Source organism: Photorhabdus sp. RM323S (assembly GCF_042879375.1).
Taxonomy (GTDB): domain Bacteria; phylum Pseudomonadota; class Gammaproteobacteria; order Enterobacterales; family Enterobacteriaceae; genus Photorhabdus; species Photorhabdus tasmaniensis.
This window is the reverse complement of sequence record NZ_JBHFKZ010000007.1, coordinates 93,463-114,456: the sequence shown is the minus strand read 5'-3', so window position 1 is coordinate 114,456 and position 20,994 is coordinate 93,463. Positions and strand designations below refer to the sequence as shown.

Here is a 20,994-nt window from a genome sequence, read left to right as displayed (position 1 = left end):
GATTTAACAGGCTTTCAACATTTCATACGCCTTTAACATAATGGCAATATACAGTATTGTCTACAGAGTTATATGTAATGTTGTTCTTTGTCGGAAAACCTTACTCAACGCTGCTGTCTGTAAGAATGCCAAATCGTTGTTGAAGTATTGGCCCAATCTCTTTAAGTGGGCCTTCACTTAACATACTATCGTGGGAACAATTAATATCATACAAGGCGATGTTTCCTTCAACATACTCCCCCCATAAGTGCGGATCGTAATTAACATTATCGGCTTCGCTATGGCTTTGTAGTGCCCTAAAGAATACGAGGTCACCTTGGAACTGGCTGGGTGAAAATTCGCTGAGTAAATGCGGTGCATCTCGGAACTCGGCAAGAATACGTTCGAAAATATTCTGATCAAGGCTTGCTAATGGATGCTCGATCTCAGACAGCCGTTTTTTCAAGCCAGCCACGCTAAACTGCTGCTCGTTTTCAGGTGCCGAACCGGTAAATGCCTCAAACATTGCACGCAGGCTTTCCCGATCGGTGCGTACCATGTCTCTGTAAGTCTTCCACAATGGATAACCATCCATAAAGATCAGGACATTGACCGCTTTATTATCCTTTTGCAGCAAGGTGGCTATTTCATGCGCGAGATGGCAACCGAAAGACCAGCCCAGCAATGAATAAGGCCCCTCTGGCTGGATCTTATAAATATCTGCCAGATAATTTTTCGCCATGTCATAAATCGATGTTGGTACAAGGCCGGTGCTCAACCTGCGTGCCTGAATGCCATAAAGAGGTTGCTGCTCGCCCAGATACGGGATCAGCCCCGCATAAGACCAACTCAATCCTCCCCCGGGGTGTAAACAGAACAACGGCGTTTTTTCGCCAGCCGGTTGCAATGGCAGCATGACGTCCAGAATATTGCCACACGAGTTGCTTTCAAGACGCCGCGCCAGCAGTGCAACAGTGGGCGATTCAAACAGGTCACGAATAGTCAGCTTCTCATCCAATTCTTTTTCGATACGCGCAATCAGCCGTGCTGCCAGCAGTGAATGCCCTCCCAGTGCGAAGAAGCTGTCATCAATGCTGATGTGTCCAACACTCAATAGCTCGCAGAACTGCGCGTAAAGCCATTTCTCGCTTTCAGTCTGTGGTTGGCGTCCTTGCCGCGAACCGAAGTTTAGGTGTGGCAACGCGACAATATCCAACTTGCCGTTGGCGTTTAATGGCAGTTCTGTCAGCAGCATGACCACAGTAGGCACCATAAAATCAGGTAAATACTCACGCGCATGCTGTTGCAGTAACACCGGTAGATCTTCGTGGCTTGCAAAGGGCACCACATAAGCGACCAATTGTTTATTGCCCGAATGATCCTCACGCGGAATGACCACCGCTTGCTGCACGGCGGTGTGCTGTTTCAGCACGACTTCAATTTCCCCAGGTTCAATACGAAAACCACGAATTTTCACCTGCTGATCGCGGCGGCTAACAAAGTTGAGCACGCCATCACGCCGCCATTTCACCAGGTCCCCGGTGCGGTACATGCGGCTGCCCGCAGGCCCGAAGGGATCGGCGATAAAGTGTGCCGCACTTTGCCCCGGACGCTTAAGATAGCCACGCGCCAAGCCACGGCCGGCAATGTATAGTTCTCCTGGTGCGCCAACGGGTACCGGCTGTAAAAATTCATCTAATACATAGAGGCTGGTATTATCCAAAGCGGTGCCAATAGGAACGTCCAGATAAGGAGCATCTGTTTTGGTGATGGGGTAATCCGTGGCATAGGTAGTGGTTTCCGTTGGGCCATAGATATTCATCAATTCAAGATTGGGCCAATGTTCCCGCACCGCCTGCACCGCGCTGGCAGATATCTTTTCACCACCGGTGAATACCTTCTGCAAAGAACCTAGGCATTGCGGATGTTCTTCCGCAATCAGCCTAAATAACCCTGATGTCAGAAATGCGGCGGTTACCTGTTGCTCAACGATGGTCGATGTCAACAGATCCAGATCGAGATCGTCGTCCGGTACGATGACGGCCTGATGGCCGTTAAGCAGAGTGGCCCACAGCTCATAGGTTGAGGCATCAAATGCGTAGGGGGAATGCAACAGAACACGCTGGTGATGTTCGCTGCGCCAGCGCCGATCGAGAGCCAGGGTAATGACGTTATCTTGCGTGGTGGCGATCCCTTTGGGCTGCCCCGTGGAGCCTGAGGTAAACATCACGTAGGCCAGATTCTGGGCGCTTACCGGCTCGCTGACCCACGCAACAGTGTTCTGGGTACTGGCGTTGCCTACGGTTTCCACCTGTAAACCAGCTGGCAAAACCACATGGCTATGTGCATCATCCACCAACGCAACCTGTACCCCGACTTGATCCACTATATGCTGCCAGCGTTCCAATGGATCGCTGGTACGCAGCGGCACATAGAACCCTCCGGCCTTAATTACCGCCAATATGGCGATCGCGAGCGACGGCGAGCGCTCCATCAGCAATGCAACGCCATGTTCCGCTTTCACGCCAAGCTGTCGCAGGCGTTGTGCCAAATCATTTGCGCACGCGTTCAGTTGTGCATAGGTAAGTTGCTTATCACCACAGCTCAGAGCAATATGTTCTGGTGCCGCTGCCGCCTGTTTTTCAAACAAGCTGGCCAGCGACGCTATCGGCACTTTCTGTTCCGTGGCATTCCACTCGGTTACCATTTTGCATTTCTGCTCGGCTGTTAACAGTGGAATATTCGCCACTGGTGTGTCTGGTTCTTCTGCAATGAACGACAGCAATCGAACAAGGTATTGCGCAAGCGCCGCCACCGTACCGCGATCAAACAAATCGACGGCATACTCAATCTGGGCATTGAGTGCACACACCTCGCCATCATCACTATAGACTTCATCAAAATTGAACGTCAGATCGAATTTGGCAGGGACAAAACCAACCGGTTGCGGCTTTGCCTGCAAATTGGCAAATTGTCGGGTGTTGTCGCCGTTATTTTGCAATACCAACATTACCTGGAACAACGGATGTCGTGAGGCAGAACGCTCAGGGTTAAGCGCTTCTACCACCCGATCAAAGGGCACATCCTGATTTGCATAAGCAGAAAGCATGAACTCACGCACGCTAGCAATCAACTGATTAAATTCAGGGTTACCCGCGCAATTTACTCTCAGCACCAGCGTATTGACAAAGAAACCAATCAAATTGGCCATGGCCTCTTCGGCTCGCCCAGCAACGCCTGTGCCCAACGTAATATCATCACCAGCCCCCATCCGACTAAGCATGACGGCGACCCCGGTTTGTAGCAACATAAATGGCGTTACGCCCTCATCACGCGCCAGTTTTTTCAGACGGCCATAAAGCGCTTGGTCAATCGCATAGCTGACCCGAGCACCTTGTTGGCTCGGTACGGATGGACGCGGGCGATCGGTAGGTAGATAAGTTTCCTGGGGCAATCCTGCCAATGCGCTACGCCAAAATTCGATTTGTTGTGCGCCGCGTGTGGAGGCATCCTGCACATCTTCCAATAGTTGGCGCTGCCATAACGCATAGTCGGCGTATTGCACGGTTAATGGCGCCCACTTTACTTCCTGACCCGCACAGCGCGCTTGATAGGCCAAAGATAGATCGTGCAGCATTGGCCCTAACGAACCGCCGTCACAGGCAATGTGGTGAATGACCAGCAGCAGCACATGTTCGTTCTGGGCCGGTAAGTGGAACAGCCACCCACGCAGCGGTAAATCATTTGCCAGATCGAACTGCCAGGCGGCGGCCTTGTCGATGCTTTCCGGCAGCTCTTCCTGCGTCACATTGCCGATGATCAGAGACGGCACCACGCTATCAGGCACTAGAATATGCTGATAAGGCTGATCAAGATGCAGAGGATATAGCGTACGCAGAACTTCATGGCGCTGTACCAGATCGCCCAATGCCTGGCGCAATGCTTCATCATTGAGCGGCCCATTCAGCTTCAGAGCAAGCGGCATATTATACGCTGCATGATCGTTGCCAATGTTATCCAACAGCCACATTCGCTGCTGGGCAAAGGAGAGGGGTAAATATTCCTCGCGAGCCTGGCGCGTGAGCATTTCACGGCGTTGAGTGCCCTTTATCGCCAACTGCTCGGCAAACTGTGCCACGGTTGGGTAATCAAACAGTGTGCGGATCGGCAACTCAATGGCTAATGTGCTGGATACGCGGCTAATCAGGCGCATCACTAACAGCGAGTGGCCGCCCAACGCAAAGAAGTTGTCGTCCATGCTTACCGTTTCTAGCCCCAGCACCTCGGCAAACAACCCTACCAGAATTTCTTCCTGCGCCGTGCGCGGCTGGCGCCGTCTGCCACCATGGTTGAAGTCTGGTGCCGGTAATGCGCGTTTATCCAGTTTCCCATTGACCGTCAAAGGGAAACACTCAATCTGAAGGATGGCCGTAGGTACCATATAGTCAGGGAGTTTTGCCGCCACGCGGTGGTACAGTGCCGCCGTGTCAATAGAGGCGTCACTATCGCTGGTGATATACCCCACCAATTGTGGATTGCCAGGCTGATCTTTACGCATTAGCACCACGGCTTGGGTGACCTGCGGGTCATCCGCCAGAGCCGCTTCAATTTCCCCCAGCTCAATGCGGAAACCTCGTAGTTTCACCTGCTGATCGGCTCGACCTATATAAATCAGCCCGCCTTCTGGTGATCTGAAGGCCAAATCTCCCGAACGGTACATACGGGAACCCGGTTCACCATACGGGTCGGCGACAAAGCGCTCGGCACTTAACCCCGAGCGGTTCAAGTAACCGCGTGCCAGCCCGGCACCAGCAATGTACATTTCCCCTTCAACACCTATAGGAACGTGGCGTAAAGCGTTATCCAACACATAGATACGCAGATCGGTGATCCCAACGCCAATCGGGCTGCCGGATTGGTTGCGCATCATTGCCGGGGTCAGCGCCTGATAGCTGACGTGCACGGTTGTTTCGGTAATGCCATACATGTTGATTAATTCAGGCGCTGCCGAATCGTGGCGTTGGTACCAACGTTCAAGCTGGCTAAGATCTAGCGCTTCCCCACCGAATACCACTTTGCGCAGCGCCAGTGGATATTTCTTCTCGCGATCGTTTTGATCCGCTTCTATCAATTGATAGAAGGCAGAGGGCGTCTGGTTTAATACCGTGACTTTCTCTTCGCTCAGTAGTTTGAGGAATGCTTGAGGATCGCGGCTCACCATAAACGGTACGATGACCAGCCGGCCACCATATAACAATGGTCCCCAGATTTCCCACACTGAAAAATCAAAAGCATACGAATGGAACAGGGTCCAGATGTCATTACGGCCGAAATTGAACCACGATTGCGTTGCTGTAAAGAGCCGTAACACGTTTTCGTGCGGGATCAGCCCCCCTTTCGGGTTCCCCGTAGAGCCAGAGGTGTAAATGATATAGGCCAGGTTTGCCGTACTAACTGGGCGTAAAAGTTCATCGGGTTGAAGGTCCCGTTTGCTGAACGGCGCCAGACGCTGCTGATATTCAGGCATATCAACCACCAAATCAGACGTGGAGCCGCTTAACGTGCCGGCATTTTCTGCGTTGGTGATGATAAGCGTCGGTTTGGCATCTGACACGATAAAACTAAGCCGTTCGGCAGGGTTATGGAGATCCAAAGGTAGATATGCAGCGCCAGTTTTTAATACGGCTAACAGCGCAATCAGTGTATCCATCGAACGTGGCAACGCCAATGCCACGATATCCTCCGCACCAATGCCGCAGTTCACCAGATAACGAGCCAACTGATTGGCCCGCTGATTAAGTTCGCTATAGCTCAGGCGATCGTTGCCTAAGCTCAGTGCAATCGCATCTGGCGTTTCGCACGCGCGTTTTTCAAACATTCCGTGGAGTGTATCGGCTGGCAATGATGCCAGCACAGGGTAAGGTTGAACCATGGCCTGAACTTCTTGCGCCAACAGCAGCGGTACGCTGCCAATAATCGTCTGCGGATCGTCAATAATGGCATGCAGTATCAGCATAAAGCGCTCAGCCAGATTTGCCACCGTTTGATCGTCAAACAAGTCTGGCAATGAGCTGAAGCGCAGGGCTAGCGTTTCACCCGGAACCGCCACCAACCCAAGCGGGTAATGCGAGGCATCCCCGCCATGGTGCACCGTTAGCGAGATGTTCAGCGCGGTATCAGATTGCCCACTGCTGCCTTCTATGAGCGGGTAGTTCTCGAACACCATCAAGGTATCAAACAGCTCGCCGTAACCGGCATCCGACTGGATGGTTGTCAGGTCAAGATATTGGTAATCAAGCAGCCGGGTTTGCTCTGCCTGTAAACGCTGCAAAAGCGCAGTAAACGTCTCCGCCAGGCTGAACGTCAGGCGTAATGGCACGGTATTGATTAGCAGCCCAACGATGCTTTCCACGCCGGGTAATTCACCCGGCCGGCCGGAAACCGTGACGCCGAACACCACATCGTTACGCCCTGTCATCCCGCCCAGCAGTACGCCCCATGCGGCTTGGATCAGTGTATTTGCCGTCACGCCAAGCTGTTTGACGCGTAAGTTCAGCCGCTGCGTGTATACCGCATCCAGATGTTTATGCAACAGATTCGGTTGCAGATTTTCCGTAGTGCGCCCCTTTGCCAAGCAAGTTGGTGCCACCAGGCCACTTAGCGTTTCGCGCCACACGGCTCGCATTTCATCAACATCACGCGCCATAATCCATTGCAGATAGTTGCGATAGGGAGTGATCGCCGGCAAGGTGCTGCCTTGCACATCGCCCAGATACAGAGTGCATAACTCTTGCAGCAGAATAGGAATTGACCAGCCATCCAGCAACAGGTGATGGTTGGTAAAGACCAGATAATGCTGCTGCACTGCCAATTTGACCAGGGTGAATCGCAGCAACGGCGGATCGTGTGGATCAAAGCGCTCATCATAATCGGCCTGTAACAGCGCGGCGAATGCCGGCTGTTGCTGCTCTGGTGATAGATGACTCACGTCTACCTCACGCCACGGCAACGGTAACCCCGCCAGGATCAGTTGTACCGGCGTTTCTACGTCTTCGTACTCAAACCCCGCGCACAAGTGCGGGTGACGTTGCAGTAAGGTTGTGACGGCCTGTTTCAGCTTTTGGCTATCTAAAACGCCAGCAAGCTGGAAAACCTGCTGCACCTGATATGCATCGCTGCCTTGGGTATCGTACAGCATATGGAACAACAGACCTTTCTGTAATGGCGATAATGGTAGTATTTCTTTAATTTCCATATTTATTTTTTCTTCTTCCACTTAGCTTGAAGTTTTTCCAAGCTATTCTGTTTAAGCGATAGCATCGTGATGTCCGATGGTGTGAATCCCCCCGCGTCAGGCACCGTAGAAAGCTGTGACATTGCTTTTAGCCAACGGAACCAATGGTTACCCAACACGCTAATGCGCTCTTCAGTGTGCAGCGCTCTGGCCCATGACCAGTTGGAGACCAGAACCGGCCCTTCCGACCGCTCTTCTACCAACGCATTGAGTGAAAGCGCATGAGGAAGCGCAAAATTGTTGTCAGCCGTTGTATCCAGCAGATTCGCCTCCGCGGCCACCTGCCAGTCGCGATCGCCGCCCACAGCCATGCGGCCCAGATAGTTGAAGCCAATCTGGGCCTGCTGCTGCTGTGACAAAACCTGCTGTGTTTGCGGATTCAGATAGCGTAGCAACCCATATCCAAGGCCGTTCGCGGGCACCTGGCGCAACTGCTCTTTAATGCGTTTTAGCGCATGACCTAATGAATAAGGGTCTGCCTGCTGCGTAGCACCCGGTTCGAGCCGCACAGGGTACATGTTGGTGAACCAGCCAACAGTGCGCGACAGCTCCGTGCCGGGAAGTTCTTCACGCCCGTGCCCTTCAAGATCCAGCAGGACATCCGTCTGTGAAGTTTGCCGCCAGTCATTAACGGCCAGAGCAAAGGCGCAGAGTAGCACGTCGTTGATACCGGCATGGAAGAGCGCCGGTATTGTCCCCAGCAACGGTTGGGTAAACGCCGCCGGTAACTCGAGCCGCAGTGAATCGCTGGCCGCAACGGTGTCTTGCGTCCCGTCTAACGGGCGGGAAGTCAGCAACGTATCCGGCTTCGCCAGCACCGTTAGCCAGTAATTCAGTTCGTTACGCCGCGCATTGGCCTCTTGCTGCAATTGATACGCCCACGCACGGAAAGAGGTACCAACCGGCAACAGCTCCGGCGTTTTACCCGCACTCATGGCTGCCCAGATGTTTTGCAAATCCGGCGCTAAAATACGCCAAGAGACACCGTCCACCACCAAGTGGTGAAGTACCAACATCAGCCGGCCCGGCTGCCCGGCTGATGCACGGAACCAAACCGCCTGTAGCATTTTGCCCGCAGCCGGATCGAGGCGCTGTTTTGCACGTTGGCTTTCTGCCTTGATGCAGCGTTGCAGTTCCGCCAGCGTGAACGCCTGGCAATCCACAATGCTCAATGCACCATCCACGATGTCTGCCATCATTGGTGGAATGGTCAGCAGGACATCACCGCTCGTGGCGCGATTCGCCACCAAGCGCAAGGCATCGTGCTGCTCTAACAGCAGCGTCAGCATCTGCCTAAGTTGTTTCTCATCCAGATGCTCCGGCGTTTGCAGCAACGTTGCCTGGCTGAACCCGTTGATGTTGCCGGGGTTTTCCATCAACCAATGGATAATTGGTGTAACGGGTAATTCACCTACCGCGCTAACCCGAGTTTCAGCAACCGTGGTAATGTTCGCCTGCATTTTTCTGGCCAGGGAGGCAACGGTTTTGTGCTCAAAGACCTGACGTGGTGTGAATATCCAACCAGCCTGGCGCGCACGCGCGACCAGCTGTATCGCGGTGATACTATCGCCCCCCATTTCGAAGAAGCTGCCGTCAATATCAACCTGTTCCACGCCCAATAAATCGGCAAAGAGCGTGCAAAGCAGTTGCTCTTGCGTATTACGCGGGCCACGGTGATGGGGCTGATAGAAATCAGGCTGCGGCAATGCACGCCGATCGACTTTACCGTTCGGCGTAACCGGAATTGCCGGCAGCATGACGATGGCTACAGGCACCATATATTCCGGCAGGTGGATACGCAGATATTCGCGTAGTTCTGCGGTATTAACGTCCCCTTCATTCACCACGACGTAAGCAACCAGTTGGCGAAGCCCCGGCTTATCTTCACGCACGATCACCGTGGCCTGGCTCAGTTGAGGATGCCTCAGCAGCAGGGATTCAATTTCACCCAGTTCAATACGGAAACCTCTGATCTTGACCTGATGATCCACACGCCCAGCAAACATCAGCTCACCATTGGCTTGCCAATAGGCGACATCGCCGGTGCGATACATTCGGCTACCTGCCACGCCAAACGGGTTCGCCACAAAGCGTTCCGCTGTTAAATCCGGGCGCCGCACGTAGCCACGGGCCAGGCTTTCACCTGCAATATACAGCTCGCCTTTTACCCCTGGCGCGACCGGCTGCAAACGCTCATCCAGAACATAAACCTGCATGTTGACGATTGGCGTGCCGATAGGCGGCGCTTTTCTAGCCACCAACGGTTGGCTCATGGTGGCGCAGACCGTGGACTCACTGGGCCCGTAGGCATTGATCATCCGGCGCCCTTGGCCCCAATAGTCGATCAGCTCCGGCTGGCAGGCTTCGCCCGCCACCACCAACGTTTCTAACGCAGGCAATGGATTACGTGGCATAACCGCCAACCCCACTGGCGGCAGCGTGGCGTGCGTCACGCCTTGGGCCAACATCAGCTCATACAGCGGCTCCCCCGGTGACAACGCATCACGGCCTGCAACGACCAGCGCCGCACCGCTTAACAGTCCCATATTGATATCCCAGAACGAGGCATCGAAGCTCGGTGAAGCAAACTGCAACACGCGGCTTTGCTGCGTGACATGTAATCGCTCGACCATGCTGGCAACCAGGTTGCTGATACCCCGGTGCGTCACCAGAACACCTTTAGGCAAACCGGTAGAACCAGAGGTATAGATAATGTAGGCCGCATTATCGATGCTCAACTTCCTTGGCAAAGTGATGCTTTCCGCTTGCTGTTGGGCCAATTGCGTATGTAGCGCCGGTTGGTCAATCTGCAAGCTGGAATACTGCGCCCCCAGTCTTTGCACGAACGCAGAATCCGTGATGACCAGCGCAGGCTGCGAGTGTTCCAACATATAATTCAGGCGTTCCTGAGGATAATCAGGATCAAGCGGTAAATATGCTGCGCCAGTTTTCAGCGTAGCAATCAGCGCGATGATCAGATCAACCGAGTGCGGTAGTGCGATGGCAATGATGTTTTCTGTGCCGATGCCCCTTTCCATCATCAGATTCGCCAACCGGTTAGCCCGTTGATCCAACTGGCTATAGGTCAGCCGTTCGCTTTCCCCTAGCAGGGCAGGCGCATCCGGCGTTGCTTTGGCAAAGGCTTCGAATTGCTCGGCAAACGTCTTGGCTGGCAATTGCCGAGTGGTGTTATTCCATTCGTTGACAATCTGCTGGCGTTCGCGCGCGCTAAATAGCTCCAGCTCGTTGATATTACAGCATGTATTGCAACTGATGGCCGCCAGCAAATTGGCGAAATAGCCCGCCAGGCGTTCAGCGGTTTCGCCGTCAAACAGGTCGGTAGCATATTCAAAGATGCCGTTTAATGAGGTTGGCGTTTCTTCAAAGTTGAAGGTCAAATCAAACTTCGCCACCGGTAGCAGCGGTGTGCTAACGCGGGTGTTCAGTCCATCAAAATGGACCTCGCCACAGGCGTTGTTTTGCAATACCAACATCACCTGGAACAGCGGATGACGCGCCAAGGAACGCTCTGGGTTCAGCGTTTCCACCAGGTTTTCAAACGGCAGATCCTGATGTTCATATGCCTGCAATGCGCTATCGCGCACGCGCGCCAGCAATTGATCAAAGGTCGGATTTCCAGAAACATCGGTGCGCAACACCAATGTATTGGTGAAAAAGCCGATTAGAGGCTCCAACGCTTCATCGGTACGGCCAGCAATAGCCACACCCAGTGGAATGTCAAGACCAGCGCCTAACCGGCTCAACAACACCGCCAAGGCCGCCTGCAACACCATAAACAGGCTCGCATTCTGCTGCCTTGCTAGCTCAAGCAAGCGTGCATAGACCTCTGGATCAACTTCAAAACACCATTGCCCGCCTTGATAGCTTGAACTTTGTGGCCGTGGCCTGTCGGTTGGCAACTGCAACTCTTCCGGCAGTCCATGCAGCACTTCACTCCAATACGCCAACTGGTGACTTTGCAGGCTGCCCGTATCACGGGGATCGCCCAACAGTTCGTGTTGCCACAGAGTGTAATCAGCATACTGCACCTGAAGTGGCGCCCAGTTCGGCGCTTGTCCCTGCAACCGAGCATGATACGCCAGCGCCAGATCACGCAGCAGAGGAACAAGCGATGCCCCGTCGCTGGCGATGTGGTGCATCAGGAATAAAAGCACATGATGATTCGGTTCAACATGGAACAGCAAGGCCCGGCAGGGGTTTTCATTCGCTAAATCAAAGATATATTCTGATGCTGCCAGCACCTCTTCATCTAAATTCTCAGCAAGGACGTGGTGCAGCGTCAGTTCGCACTGTGCGTCTTCCCCGTAGGCAATCTGCTGATAAACGTTACCATCCGATAGCTCCTGCAAACGTGTGCGCAGGCTTTCATGGCGCGCCACCACATCATTCAACGCTGCTGCCATGGCAGGAACGCTCAATTCCCCCTGCAACTCCAGCGTCAACGGCATGTTATAAAGGGATTTACCCCCTTCAATGCGGTCAACCATCCATAGCCGGGACTGGGCCGCAGACAACGGCAGGCGTTCTGGCCTTGGTTTCACCTGCAACGCTGGGCGCAGTGTGCTCCCTTGCCCCAGGCGCTGCACAAACTGCGCTACTGTTGGTGCTTCAAACAAATCGCGGATGCTGAGGTTCACCTTTAGCGCTTTGCGAACATGGCTGATAAAGCGCGATGCCAACAGGGAATGACCACCCAGATCGAAGAAATTATCGTCGATGCCAACCTGGGACAAACCGAGGACCTCGGCAAACAAGTGGCACAGTTTGCTTTCCTGCTCATTGCGTGCGGTTCGTGCGTGGTCAACGTTGAATTCTGGAACGGGTAATACGCGCATATCGACTTTCCCGTTGGTAGTCAACGGGAATCTCTCTACTACACTCACAACTGCCGGCACCATAAAGTCTGGCAACCGGGCGCTCAACATTTGTCGCAGCAATGTTGGTTCACACTGTCCAGTTTTTTCGGCAATGACATACGCAGCCAGCTGTTTATTTCCTTTTTGCGGTTCGAAAATGCACACGAGCGCCTGGGCAACGCCTTCCCACTCCAGCAATGCCGCCTCTATCTCGGCAAGTTCGATGCGGAAACCGCGTATTTTAACCTGCTGATCGCCGCGGTTTAGGTACTCCAGAACCCCTTCCTGCCGCCAACGAACCCAATCGCCAGAACGGTACATGCGATCGCCACTGCTGCCGAAAGGGTTAGCGATAAAGTGTGATGCCGTCAGGCTAGGCTGGTTAAGGTAGCCGCGCGCAAGCCCAGTACCAGCGATATACAACTCGCCAGAAACGCCGACAGGCACGGGTTGCAGGTAGGTATCAAGCACATACACTTGCATATTGTCCAACGGCATACCGATAGGCACCGAAGCGCTGCCCGGTACGCTATGCATAGCATAAGTTGTTGCAAAGGTGGTGGTTTCGGTTGGCCCGTAGCCGTTCATTATTACCAGCCCCGGGCAGTGTCGCATAACGGTTTCGATAGCGGATTTTGGCAATACATCGCCACCGGCGAGTAACAGGCGCACACTGGTCAGGGAAGAGGCGTGGTCTTCCGCCATCAGCCGGAACAGGCCAACCGTTAGCCACAGAGCAGTTATTTTTTCATTGGCGATGGTCTGCGCCAGCACATCGATATCCAACTCACCCTTTGGCGCCACCACTAATTGCCCACCGCACAATAGCGGCACCCAAAACTCATAGGTCGAGGCATCAAACGCAGCGGGGGAATGCAGCAGCACACGCTGATGATCTTCCGGCAACCATCGGCGATCGCAGGCTAGCGCTATAACGCTTTCCTGGTTTACTGCAATGCCTTTCGGTTTACCGGTTGACCCAGAGGTATACATAATATAAGCAAGGCTGGAAGGTCCGGCGTTGGTTGCAGGGTTGATTTTTGGCCAGCGTTTCCCAGCAGAATCGGCCACGTTGCATATCACAAAACGCGCCGTTGGCAGGTGGTGATCGACATCGGTAATCAATACCGCTGCACCTGCGTCATCCAGCATCATTTGCTGCCGTTCCAGAGGATCGCTGACACGCAATGGCAGATAGGCCGCCCCAGCCTTGATCACCGCCAACGTGGCAATGACCTGATCGATCGAATGCGCCATGAGCAACCCGACACAAAATGTTTCCGCCCCAGTGAGTTCGCGTAACCGATGTGCAAGGCGATTGGCCGCGATATTCAACTGAGCATAGGTTAACGTTTTGCTGCCTTCGCTAACAGCGATAGCGTTTGGTGAACGGGCAGCCTGCTGTTCAAACAGTACTCCCAACGACAGGTTTGGCAATTCTACGAGCGTATTGTTCCAAGTTTTGAGCAGTTGTTGACGTTCAAACGGATTTAACAGGCAAATTTCACTAATTTTTTCAGTGGGCCTGTTTGCCATAATGTTCAATACACTGAATAAGCGGTCTACAAATCCCGCAACGGTTTGCGTATCGTATAGGTCAGTCGCAAATTCAATATGTCCTTTTAAAAGGCCTTGTTGTGCATCCTCTTTGAAAACAAACAGGAGATCGAACTTTGCCGTTTTAGTCAATAATTCCTGTTGCTCAATACGTAACGGCAAAAAGATATTGCCCAACGAAAATTCCTCCTCCAGTACCATCATAACTTGAAATAATGGGTGCTTAGACGCGGAACGATGTGGGGTTAAAAACTCGACAATTTGCTCAAAAGGCAAATCCTGATGCATATAAGCATCAAGTACTGTTTTACGAACCTGTGCTATCAGGGAGACAAAATCAGGATTATCAGAAAGGTTGGTACGTAATACCAATGTATTGGAAAAAAGCCCAATTAGTGGCATTTGAGCTTCATCTGTACGGCCCAAAACGGGAGTGCCTACCGATATATCATCACCGGCCCCCATTCGATGAAGCAGCACAGCAAGAGCTGTTTTTAGAACCATGAACAGACTGGCTTCCGCTTGTAAAGCCAGACGTTTTAGACCCTGATATATATCCGGAGGAACTGAGAATTTATAGCAATCACCTTTGCTACTTGGTTTCGTGGGTCTAGGTTGCACACTAGCTATTGTTACCTCTTCTGGTAATAACGCTAGCTGGTTACACCAATAATGCATTTGTTCCGCATACAAACCTACCGATTTTTGCTCATCAGATAGTAATATATGTTGCCATAATGTGTAATCTGCATATTGCACTGGCAAAGGCGGCAGTGAAGAATTTTCTCCTTTCAAGTGAGCCTGATAGTAATGGCTCAAATCATGTAGTAGGGGGGAGATAGAACCACCATCTCCCGCTGTGTGATGGATTAATAGCAAGAATATATGCTGCTCGGGTTTTATCCGATACAACCAAGCTTTAATAGGCAATTCTTTATCAAGCCTGAAAATATAACCAGCCTGCTGAGTTAACTCTTTTGTAATTTGAGACTCATCCAACTCGTGAACATGCAATGAGAACGAGATTTCTTCCATCGATACAATATATTGGCATGGTATATCATCCTGTAGGGTCAGATAAGTACGCAAACTTTCGTGCCGTTTCACTACATCAGACAGCGCTGCTGAAAGTGCGATGGTATCCAATTCACCATAGATGCGTAATGCCATAGGCATATTATATGCACTGCTCTCATTAATCTGTCCCTGTAACCACAGACGTTGTTGGGCAAATGACATTGGCAAGATATTTGGTCGCGGCTGAGGAGTCAGTTTTTCTCGTAGAGAATATTGTTTGTCTGTGTCAGCTATAACCTTGGAAAGCTCTTTAACCGTTGGAGATTCAAAAATAGCCTTTAGAGGTAATTCAATATTTAACTGAATGCGTAAACGAATAAGTAACTGTATTGCTAGTAGAGAATTTCCACCAAGCTTGAAGAAGCTATCATTAATACCTATCGACTCAAATCCTAAAACCTCCTCAAAGATTTTGCATAAGATTTTTTCCTGGGATGATTCCGGTAAAACTCGCTCACCTGACTTGAATATCGGTGCTAGCAAAGCGTGGCGGTCTATTTTACCATTCGGCATCAGTGGAAAACTATCCACTATCATAATAACTGCTGGCAGCATATAGTCAGGTAGATGTTTTCTCAGCCATTTATTTAATTCTTCCGACGAGCAAGAATTGGGTTTGCGCAAAACAACATAAGCTACTAAATATTTGTTGCTGATACTTTCTTTTCCGTACGCAATTACTAGCGCACTCTTTATTAGTGGTGATTTCAGGAATGTATTTTCAATTTCTCCCAACTCAATTCGATAACCACGAATTTTTACTTGATTATCGACACGCCCCAAGAAATTGACATTCATGTCACTTCCCCAGCAAGCCAGATCGCCAGTACGATACATACGCTGCCCTGCGGTTCCAAAAGGATTTGCGACAAATCGCTCACTGGTCATCGCGGGGAGGTCTAAATAGCCAAGAGCCAATCCATCACCTGCTATATATAGTTCTCCGGGATATCCTACAGGCACAGGCTGAAGAGCCGTATCAAGGATATAGATCTGCGTATTTAGTATGGGTAAACCAATAGAATTTGGCTGCACAGACTTTACCGTCAGTTCATGTAAAGTAGACCAAATGGTGGTTTCAGTAGGACCATAAACTTGAATGACTCTATGTGCTAGAGACACCATACGTTCAGCCAGATTTTTAGGCAACGAATCACCACCAACAATTGCGGTGAGGTTACTCAGTGAGTTCGGCTGATACTCAACCAATCCTTGCCACAAAGCGGGCGTGCCTTGCAAATGAGTTATGTTATTTCGGACGATTTCCGATGCCAATAGATTAGGATCCCGTGTAGTGTCATGAGACGCTAACGCTATTGAAGCGCCATTAACTAATGGTAAGAATATTTCCAAACCTGCGATGTCAAAACCAATCGTTGTAACAGCGAGTATTCGGTTGCTAGGTTTTATTTGCAGTGACATTTGCATTGCGTAAAGAAAATTAGTAAGCGAATGGTGTGTAATCACTACTCCCTTAGGATTCCCTGTCGATCCTGATGTAAACAAGATATACGCAGCTTGATTAGCCGTAGTGACTACTCTAATAGGGTTGTGAATTGATTGAGAATTGACTAATAAGGAGATATTGACATCATCTAACTGTATCCGAAGAGCATCTAAACAAAAGTTAAAATTAACATTAATTGACGTCAATACAATTTTCGGTTTTGCGGTTTCAATAATATATTTCAATCGTTCTTCAGGATAATCAGGATCTAACGGTATATATGTTGCACCTATCTTCGATATAGCTAACAATGCTACAATTAAATCAACGGTCCGAGGTAATAGTAACGCTACGGTGTCATTAGGGAGAAAATGTTGACTTAATAAATAATGACCTAGCTTGTTTGATTTTTCATTAAGTTGAGCGTAAGTTAAAGAAATATCACCACAATATAACGCTGATTTATCTGGGGATTTTTTTACTTGATCTTCAAAGTGATCAGCAAGTGTTAACGAAGGGATTGATGCCAGAGTTTTATTATTAATAATCTCTAAATTTCTATATTCATTATCATTTAGCAATAACAACGAACCAATGGTAGCATCTTGATTTGTTAACAAATCATAAAAAACTTTCAACATCCGAGAGGTATGTTCAGACAACTGTTCTGGAGAATACAACTCACTATTTGCATCAAATCCAAGGGTCAAAGGAACTTCTTTATTATAATCAAAGAAAAAAATGTTGAGATCAGAAACAGGTCCATTTGCAATATTACAAGGTAGTATTTTACTTTGATGAAAATATCCACCATTATCAAAGCTTTCAACGTTTATACTTATTCGATATAATGATTCACCACTATTAATTATTTTTAAATCACGACACAAATCTTCATATCTATATTTTTGATGACGTAAGACCGTCATGATTTGTCTCGCTGCTCTGGCTAAAACCGTCTTCAAATTCAAATCTGGCGATAGTATTAATCGCATTGGAAGTATATTTGCCATCAATCCTGGTATAATACGTTCTTTCCTTCCAAGCCTTCCTGTTACTGGTAAACCGACTATGACCTCAGAAAGTCCCGTCATGCGATGCAAGTAAACGCAAGTTATGGCAATAAGCAAGTTAGGTAATGTGCAATTCATTTCTTTTGATTTTGCATGCAGCAGGTCAGTTAATTCATAACCCAAACTCACACGATGACGTATTATAGTTCTTAAAGGAGGAGCTATTCGATTCGCTAAGCTAGCAGGGGTAGGAATATCAGCAAATAGATTTAACCAGTAATCACGGTCACAAATAAATCTTGAAGAATTATGATAATCAATATCACCATCAATAAGTTCCTTAAATTTACCAAATGGTGAAGGAGGAGGAGAACCATCAATAAAAGAAGCGTTATATAAACTTATGATACGCTGAATAATGAGTGATGCCCCCAAACCATCCATAACTATATGATGATAACAGTGAAAATATAAAAATTTATTTTCTGCTATTTTTATTAGTGATATTTCGAATGGAAGCTTCTCACAAATATCAAAATATTGCTCCGTTCTTGTCATTAAGAATTTTTTAGCTTTCTGGAGTGCAATCTCCTCTCGAAAATCGCTATAATCAATAATTTTTGGTTCATAGTTATTTATAGAGAAAAACTTCTGTTTAATACAATTATCAAATTTATAAAAACGAGAGTGTAAAGCCTCAGCTTCTTCTACTGTTTTTCTAACCGACTCAGAAAAATATTCAAAATTTATATCACCATCAATTATAAAATATTCGCTTATATTATTTATTGACTTATTTTCTATAATTTCGTTGAATGACCAAATCCCGAACTGCGCAGATGTTAAATTACAATACCCATCCTTATTCATATATAGTTCTGCCTTAGCTACAAATGTTGTAGGGATAATGTTTTTGTTTGGTGGTTTCGCATAGTAAGCGCAACATAATTAAGCTACGAGTAAACAAGTTCATATCCCTTTAAATAGTCCATTTAGGTTTTTGTCACCATGAGTCTTTCGGGGACGATTATTTAATTCTAAACCGTTATCAAACGTCATTGTTTTAGCCATTTGTTTTAACAGGTATAAAGCCGTCACTGTGTCTTCAGCTACTTCTGATGCTTTTTTCTGTTCAGTTTGATAATGATTATATAGAGTGTCTTACGTTCAACCAGCGTTGATAATACATTTTTTTATCTTTTCCTATTATCGTATCACCTTCCCAATCACCAATTCGTGCTTTTTTATCAACGATTTCTAGGCGTTCATTAATACTGACTTTGTTTTTAATTTTTCCCCTTCTTTCATAACAGCCATACCGTTTACTGGCAACTCTGAGATATTGCCATAAGTCACCTCTGTCCATTTGATCTTTATAAATCAATCTATAAATGGTCTCATGATGCAAGGATGTCCCTTCATACTTCCTTAGATAATCAACCACCTGTTCAGGACTTAAATCTTGGCAAATTAGCCGCTTTATCCATTTTTTTATTTCTTTGGTCATTTTTGTGGCTTTCTTTGTAAAATGACGGCGAAAAACCCCCTGAAGATGAGCCTGTTTCGGACAATATTTTTTTACTTTCTGATTTTTTTTCAACTCTCCGCTACTGGTTGATGGGCTTCGACTGAGTGATTGAGCAATGAAACGTTGTGAAAAACCCACTTTTTTAAAACTGAAAATCGGGTATCTTTCTGCTTCGGTCAGTTGTTTATAGGTCATAGTGCATTTTCCTGTGGCAGGAAAGATGCCTATTATAGTAACTGACCGCCCTTCTGAAAAATTGCACTTATTAGTCGAATCCGCCTTTTCCAATTTATTTCACTGCAAACTTTTTAGCCTCATATCTTTCCAGTTACTCTCTACAAAACCCAAACAATTCTCACGTTTTTCTGGTCCGTAGATAACTTGCCAACCAGCAGGTACTGCGATGAATACAGGCCATAATGAGTGTTGATCTTCATCATTTATTAATACAAAGAAATCAAGAGATTGATTTTCAAATGGATTGCTCAAAACATAAATCCTCAGTTTGGTTCATGATTTAAAAAATATTATGTATTAACTTTGACAAGTCAATAAAAAATATTTTTTTCGTGACAAAAGCCACATTTATGATTATTTTATATTTTAAGAAAGTTGAAATACACAATGAAATAACACACTCACTGCAAAGACAAATATTGAATAACATATTATTTGTATCATATAATCTAGTGATTAATTTTATCTTTTATGATTAATTGGATTAAGGAGAGCATAAAAAAACGTGGGGTATTATTCTATGCTGTAATCGCTGCGGTTAGATGGTTTTTTGTTTCTTCTCCCAATTTTACTCCCAGATACCAACACTCAAATTGTGCCTCTAGCTCACCGTTTAATACGGCCGTTCGCGTTGGCAATAAATAATGAGCGCCTTATTAACTCCATTGCATTACCGGCTAAACAAAATAGGGATTTGATGACAGACGTGTTGAGTCGGTTATTTTATCGCCAATCGGTAAAGTGCCCCACACTTTTTTAGGTTCATCAGGTGCAGAACTCATTGAGGTGTGGGCATCCTTGCCCATAGAGACGCCGGATAGATTTAAGCAAACCCACTATTAATCAAAATCAGGGTTGCAAAAACGGGAGTGACCATATATTTTATGCTCTCGTCTTAATCATGTTCGATAACAATCAACTAAAATATCGAATATTTCTGTAAATCCAGAAGGGTGTAAATATAATAATTAATAATAAGATTCCTAATTTATTATAATATTTTATAAGTTAATCATCGCCATATTATTCAAAAAAATTATTATTCTGTCACTTCAACAAATATTTCTTATTTTCAAAAAACCCTCTATTTATCTTAATAATTTCATTATTGTTTACATTTCAGAGTGAAAATATACCTCAATAATATAAAATCAGACAAAATAAATTAACATTAAAAATCTCCCTATAATTAGAATAGGGAGATTATGCGGTAAATACAAATCATTAAATAAAGAAAGAGTTAATATTGGGGAGCCAAAATTAATTTTTCCTTCCGCCAAAAACGGAAAATAGACATTTTCCTACGTTGCAGAGAGAAACGGCGAACAATATAGTTTGCTGTCAATTCCAGCGTCAGACACATCACAAAATAAATCAACGCGACAAATAAAAAGACTTCTGTCGGATACACCATACTGCGGTTATTCACTTGAGTTGCCAGGAATGACAGCTCTGCCACGCCAACAATATAGGCCAGAGAAGTGTCTTTTATCAGAGCAATCCACTGATTAATAAAGGAAGGCACCATCATGCGTAATGCCTGTGGCAAAACAATGTACCAAAGTACCTGCCAACGGTTGAAACCTAATGATAACCCGGCCTGCCACTGGCCCGCACCAATCGCAATAATTCCCGCTTTCACCCCATGAGCCAGATAAGCAGAGGTGATCAACGCCAGAGCACAAACCACTGTAGTAATTTCAGGAATTTCCATGCCAAGCATCACAGGCAACAGGAAGTAAGTCCAAAAAATCAGCATAATGACTGGAATTGCACGGAAAAAGCCCAATACTGCGGCTAACAGGTTAACCCAGAAGCCTTTCAGCATTGCCAAAGCAACACCTGCAACTGTACCCAATACAATAGAAATCACACCAGCCATCAGGCTGATGACCAATGTCAACGCCGCCCCTTCAAGGGGGCCATCAGGGAAGGTCCCTAACAGTAGGTAGCGCCAGTTTTCTGTAATGACTGAAAAATCCATT

At 47.9% G+C, this 20,994-nt stretch carries 4 protein-coding genes and 1 pseudogene; all 5 read right to left on the bottom strand.

Annotated elements, in window-relative coordinates:
- Positions 1–100: 100 nt before the first annotated feature.
- The 5 genes and pseudogenes from pttC to ACGF7G_RS05520 all read right to left on the bottom strand — a co-directional run bounded on the left by pttC (position 101) and on the right by ACGF7G_RS05520 (position 20,993).
- On the bottom strand, positions 101–7,255 hold the full coding sequence (pttC, locus tag ACGF7G_RS05540) for a phototemtide A non-ribosomal peptide synthetase PttC (protein ID WP_387464067.1): 7,155 nt from the start codon (positions 7,253–7,255) through the stop codon (positions 101–103).
- Complete coding sequence (gene pttB, locus ACGF7G_RS05535; protein ID WP_387464065.1) at positions 7,237–18,114, bottom strand: phototemtide A non-ribosomal peptide synthetase PttB; 10,878 nt, start codon at positions 18,112–18,114, stop codon at positions 7,237–7,239. The genes pttC and pttB overlap by 19 nt, the downstream gene beginning before the upstream one ends.
- Before the next feature lie 99 nt (positions 18,115–18,213).
- Positions 18,214–18,967, bottom strand: a pseudogene (locus ACGF7G_RS05530) (IS30 family transposase).
- Positions 18,968–19,066: 99 nt separating this feature from the next.
- Positions 19,067–19,270, bottom strand: a complete 204-nt coding sequence (pttA, locus tag ACGF7G_RS05525; protein ID WP_339959283.1) for a phototemtide A NRPS accessory protein PttA — start codon at positions 19,268–19,270, stop codon at positions 19,067–19,069.
- A gap of 979 nt (positions 19,271–20,249) precedes the next feature.
- Positions 20,250–20,993 carry an amino acid ABC transporter permease gene (locus ACGF7G_RS05520; protein WP_133814357.1) on the bottom strand — a complete coding sequence of 248 codons (744 nt, stop codon included), beginning with the start codon at positions 20,991–20,993 and terminating at the stop codon, positions 20,250–20,252.
- Position 20,994: the final 1 nt, after the last annotated feature.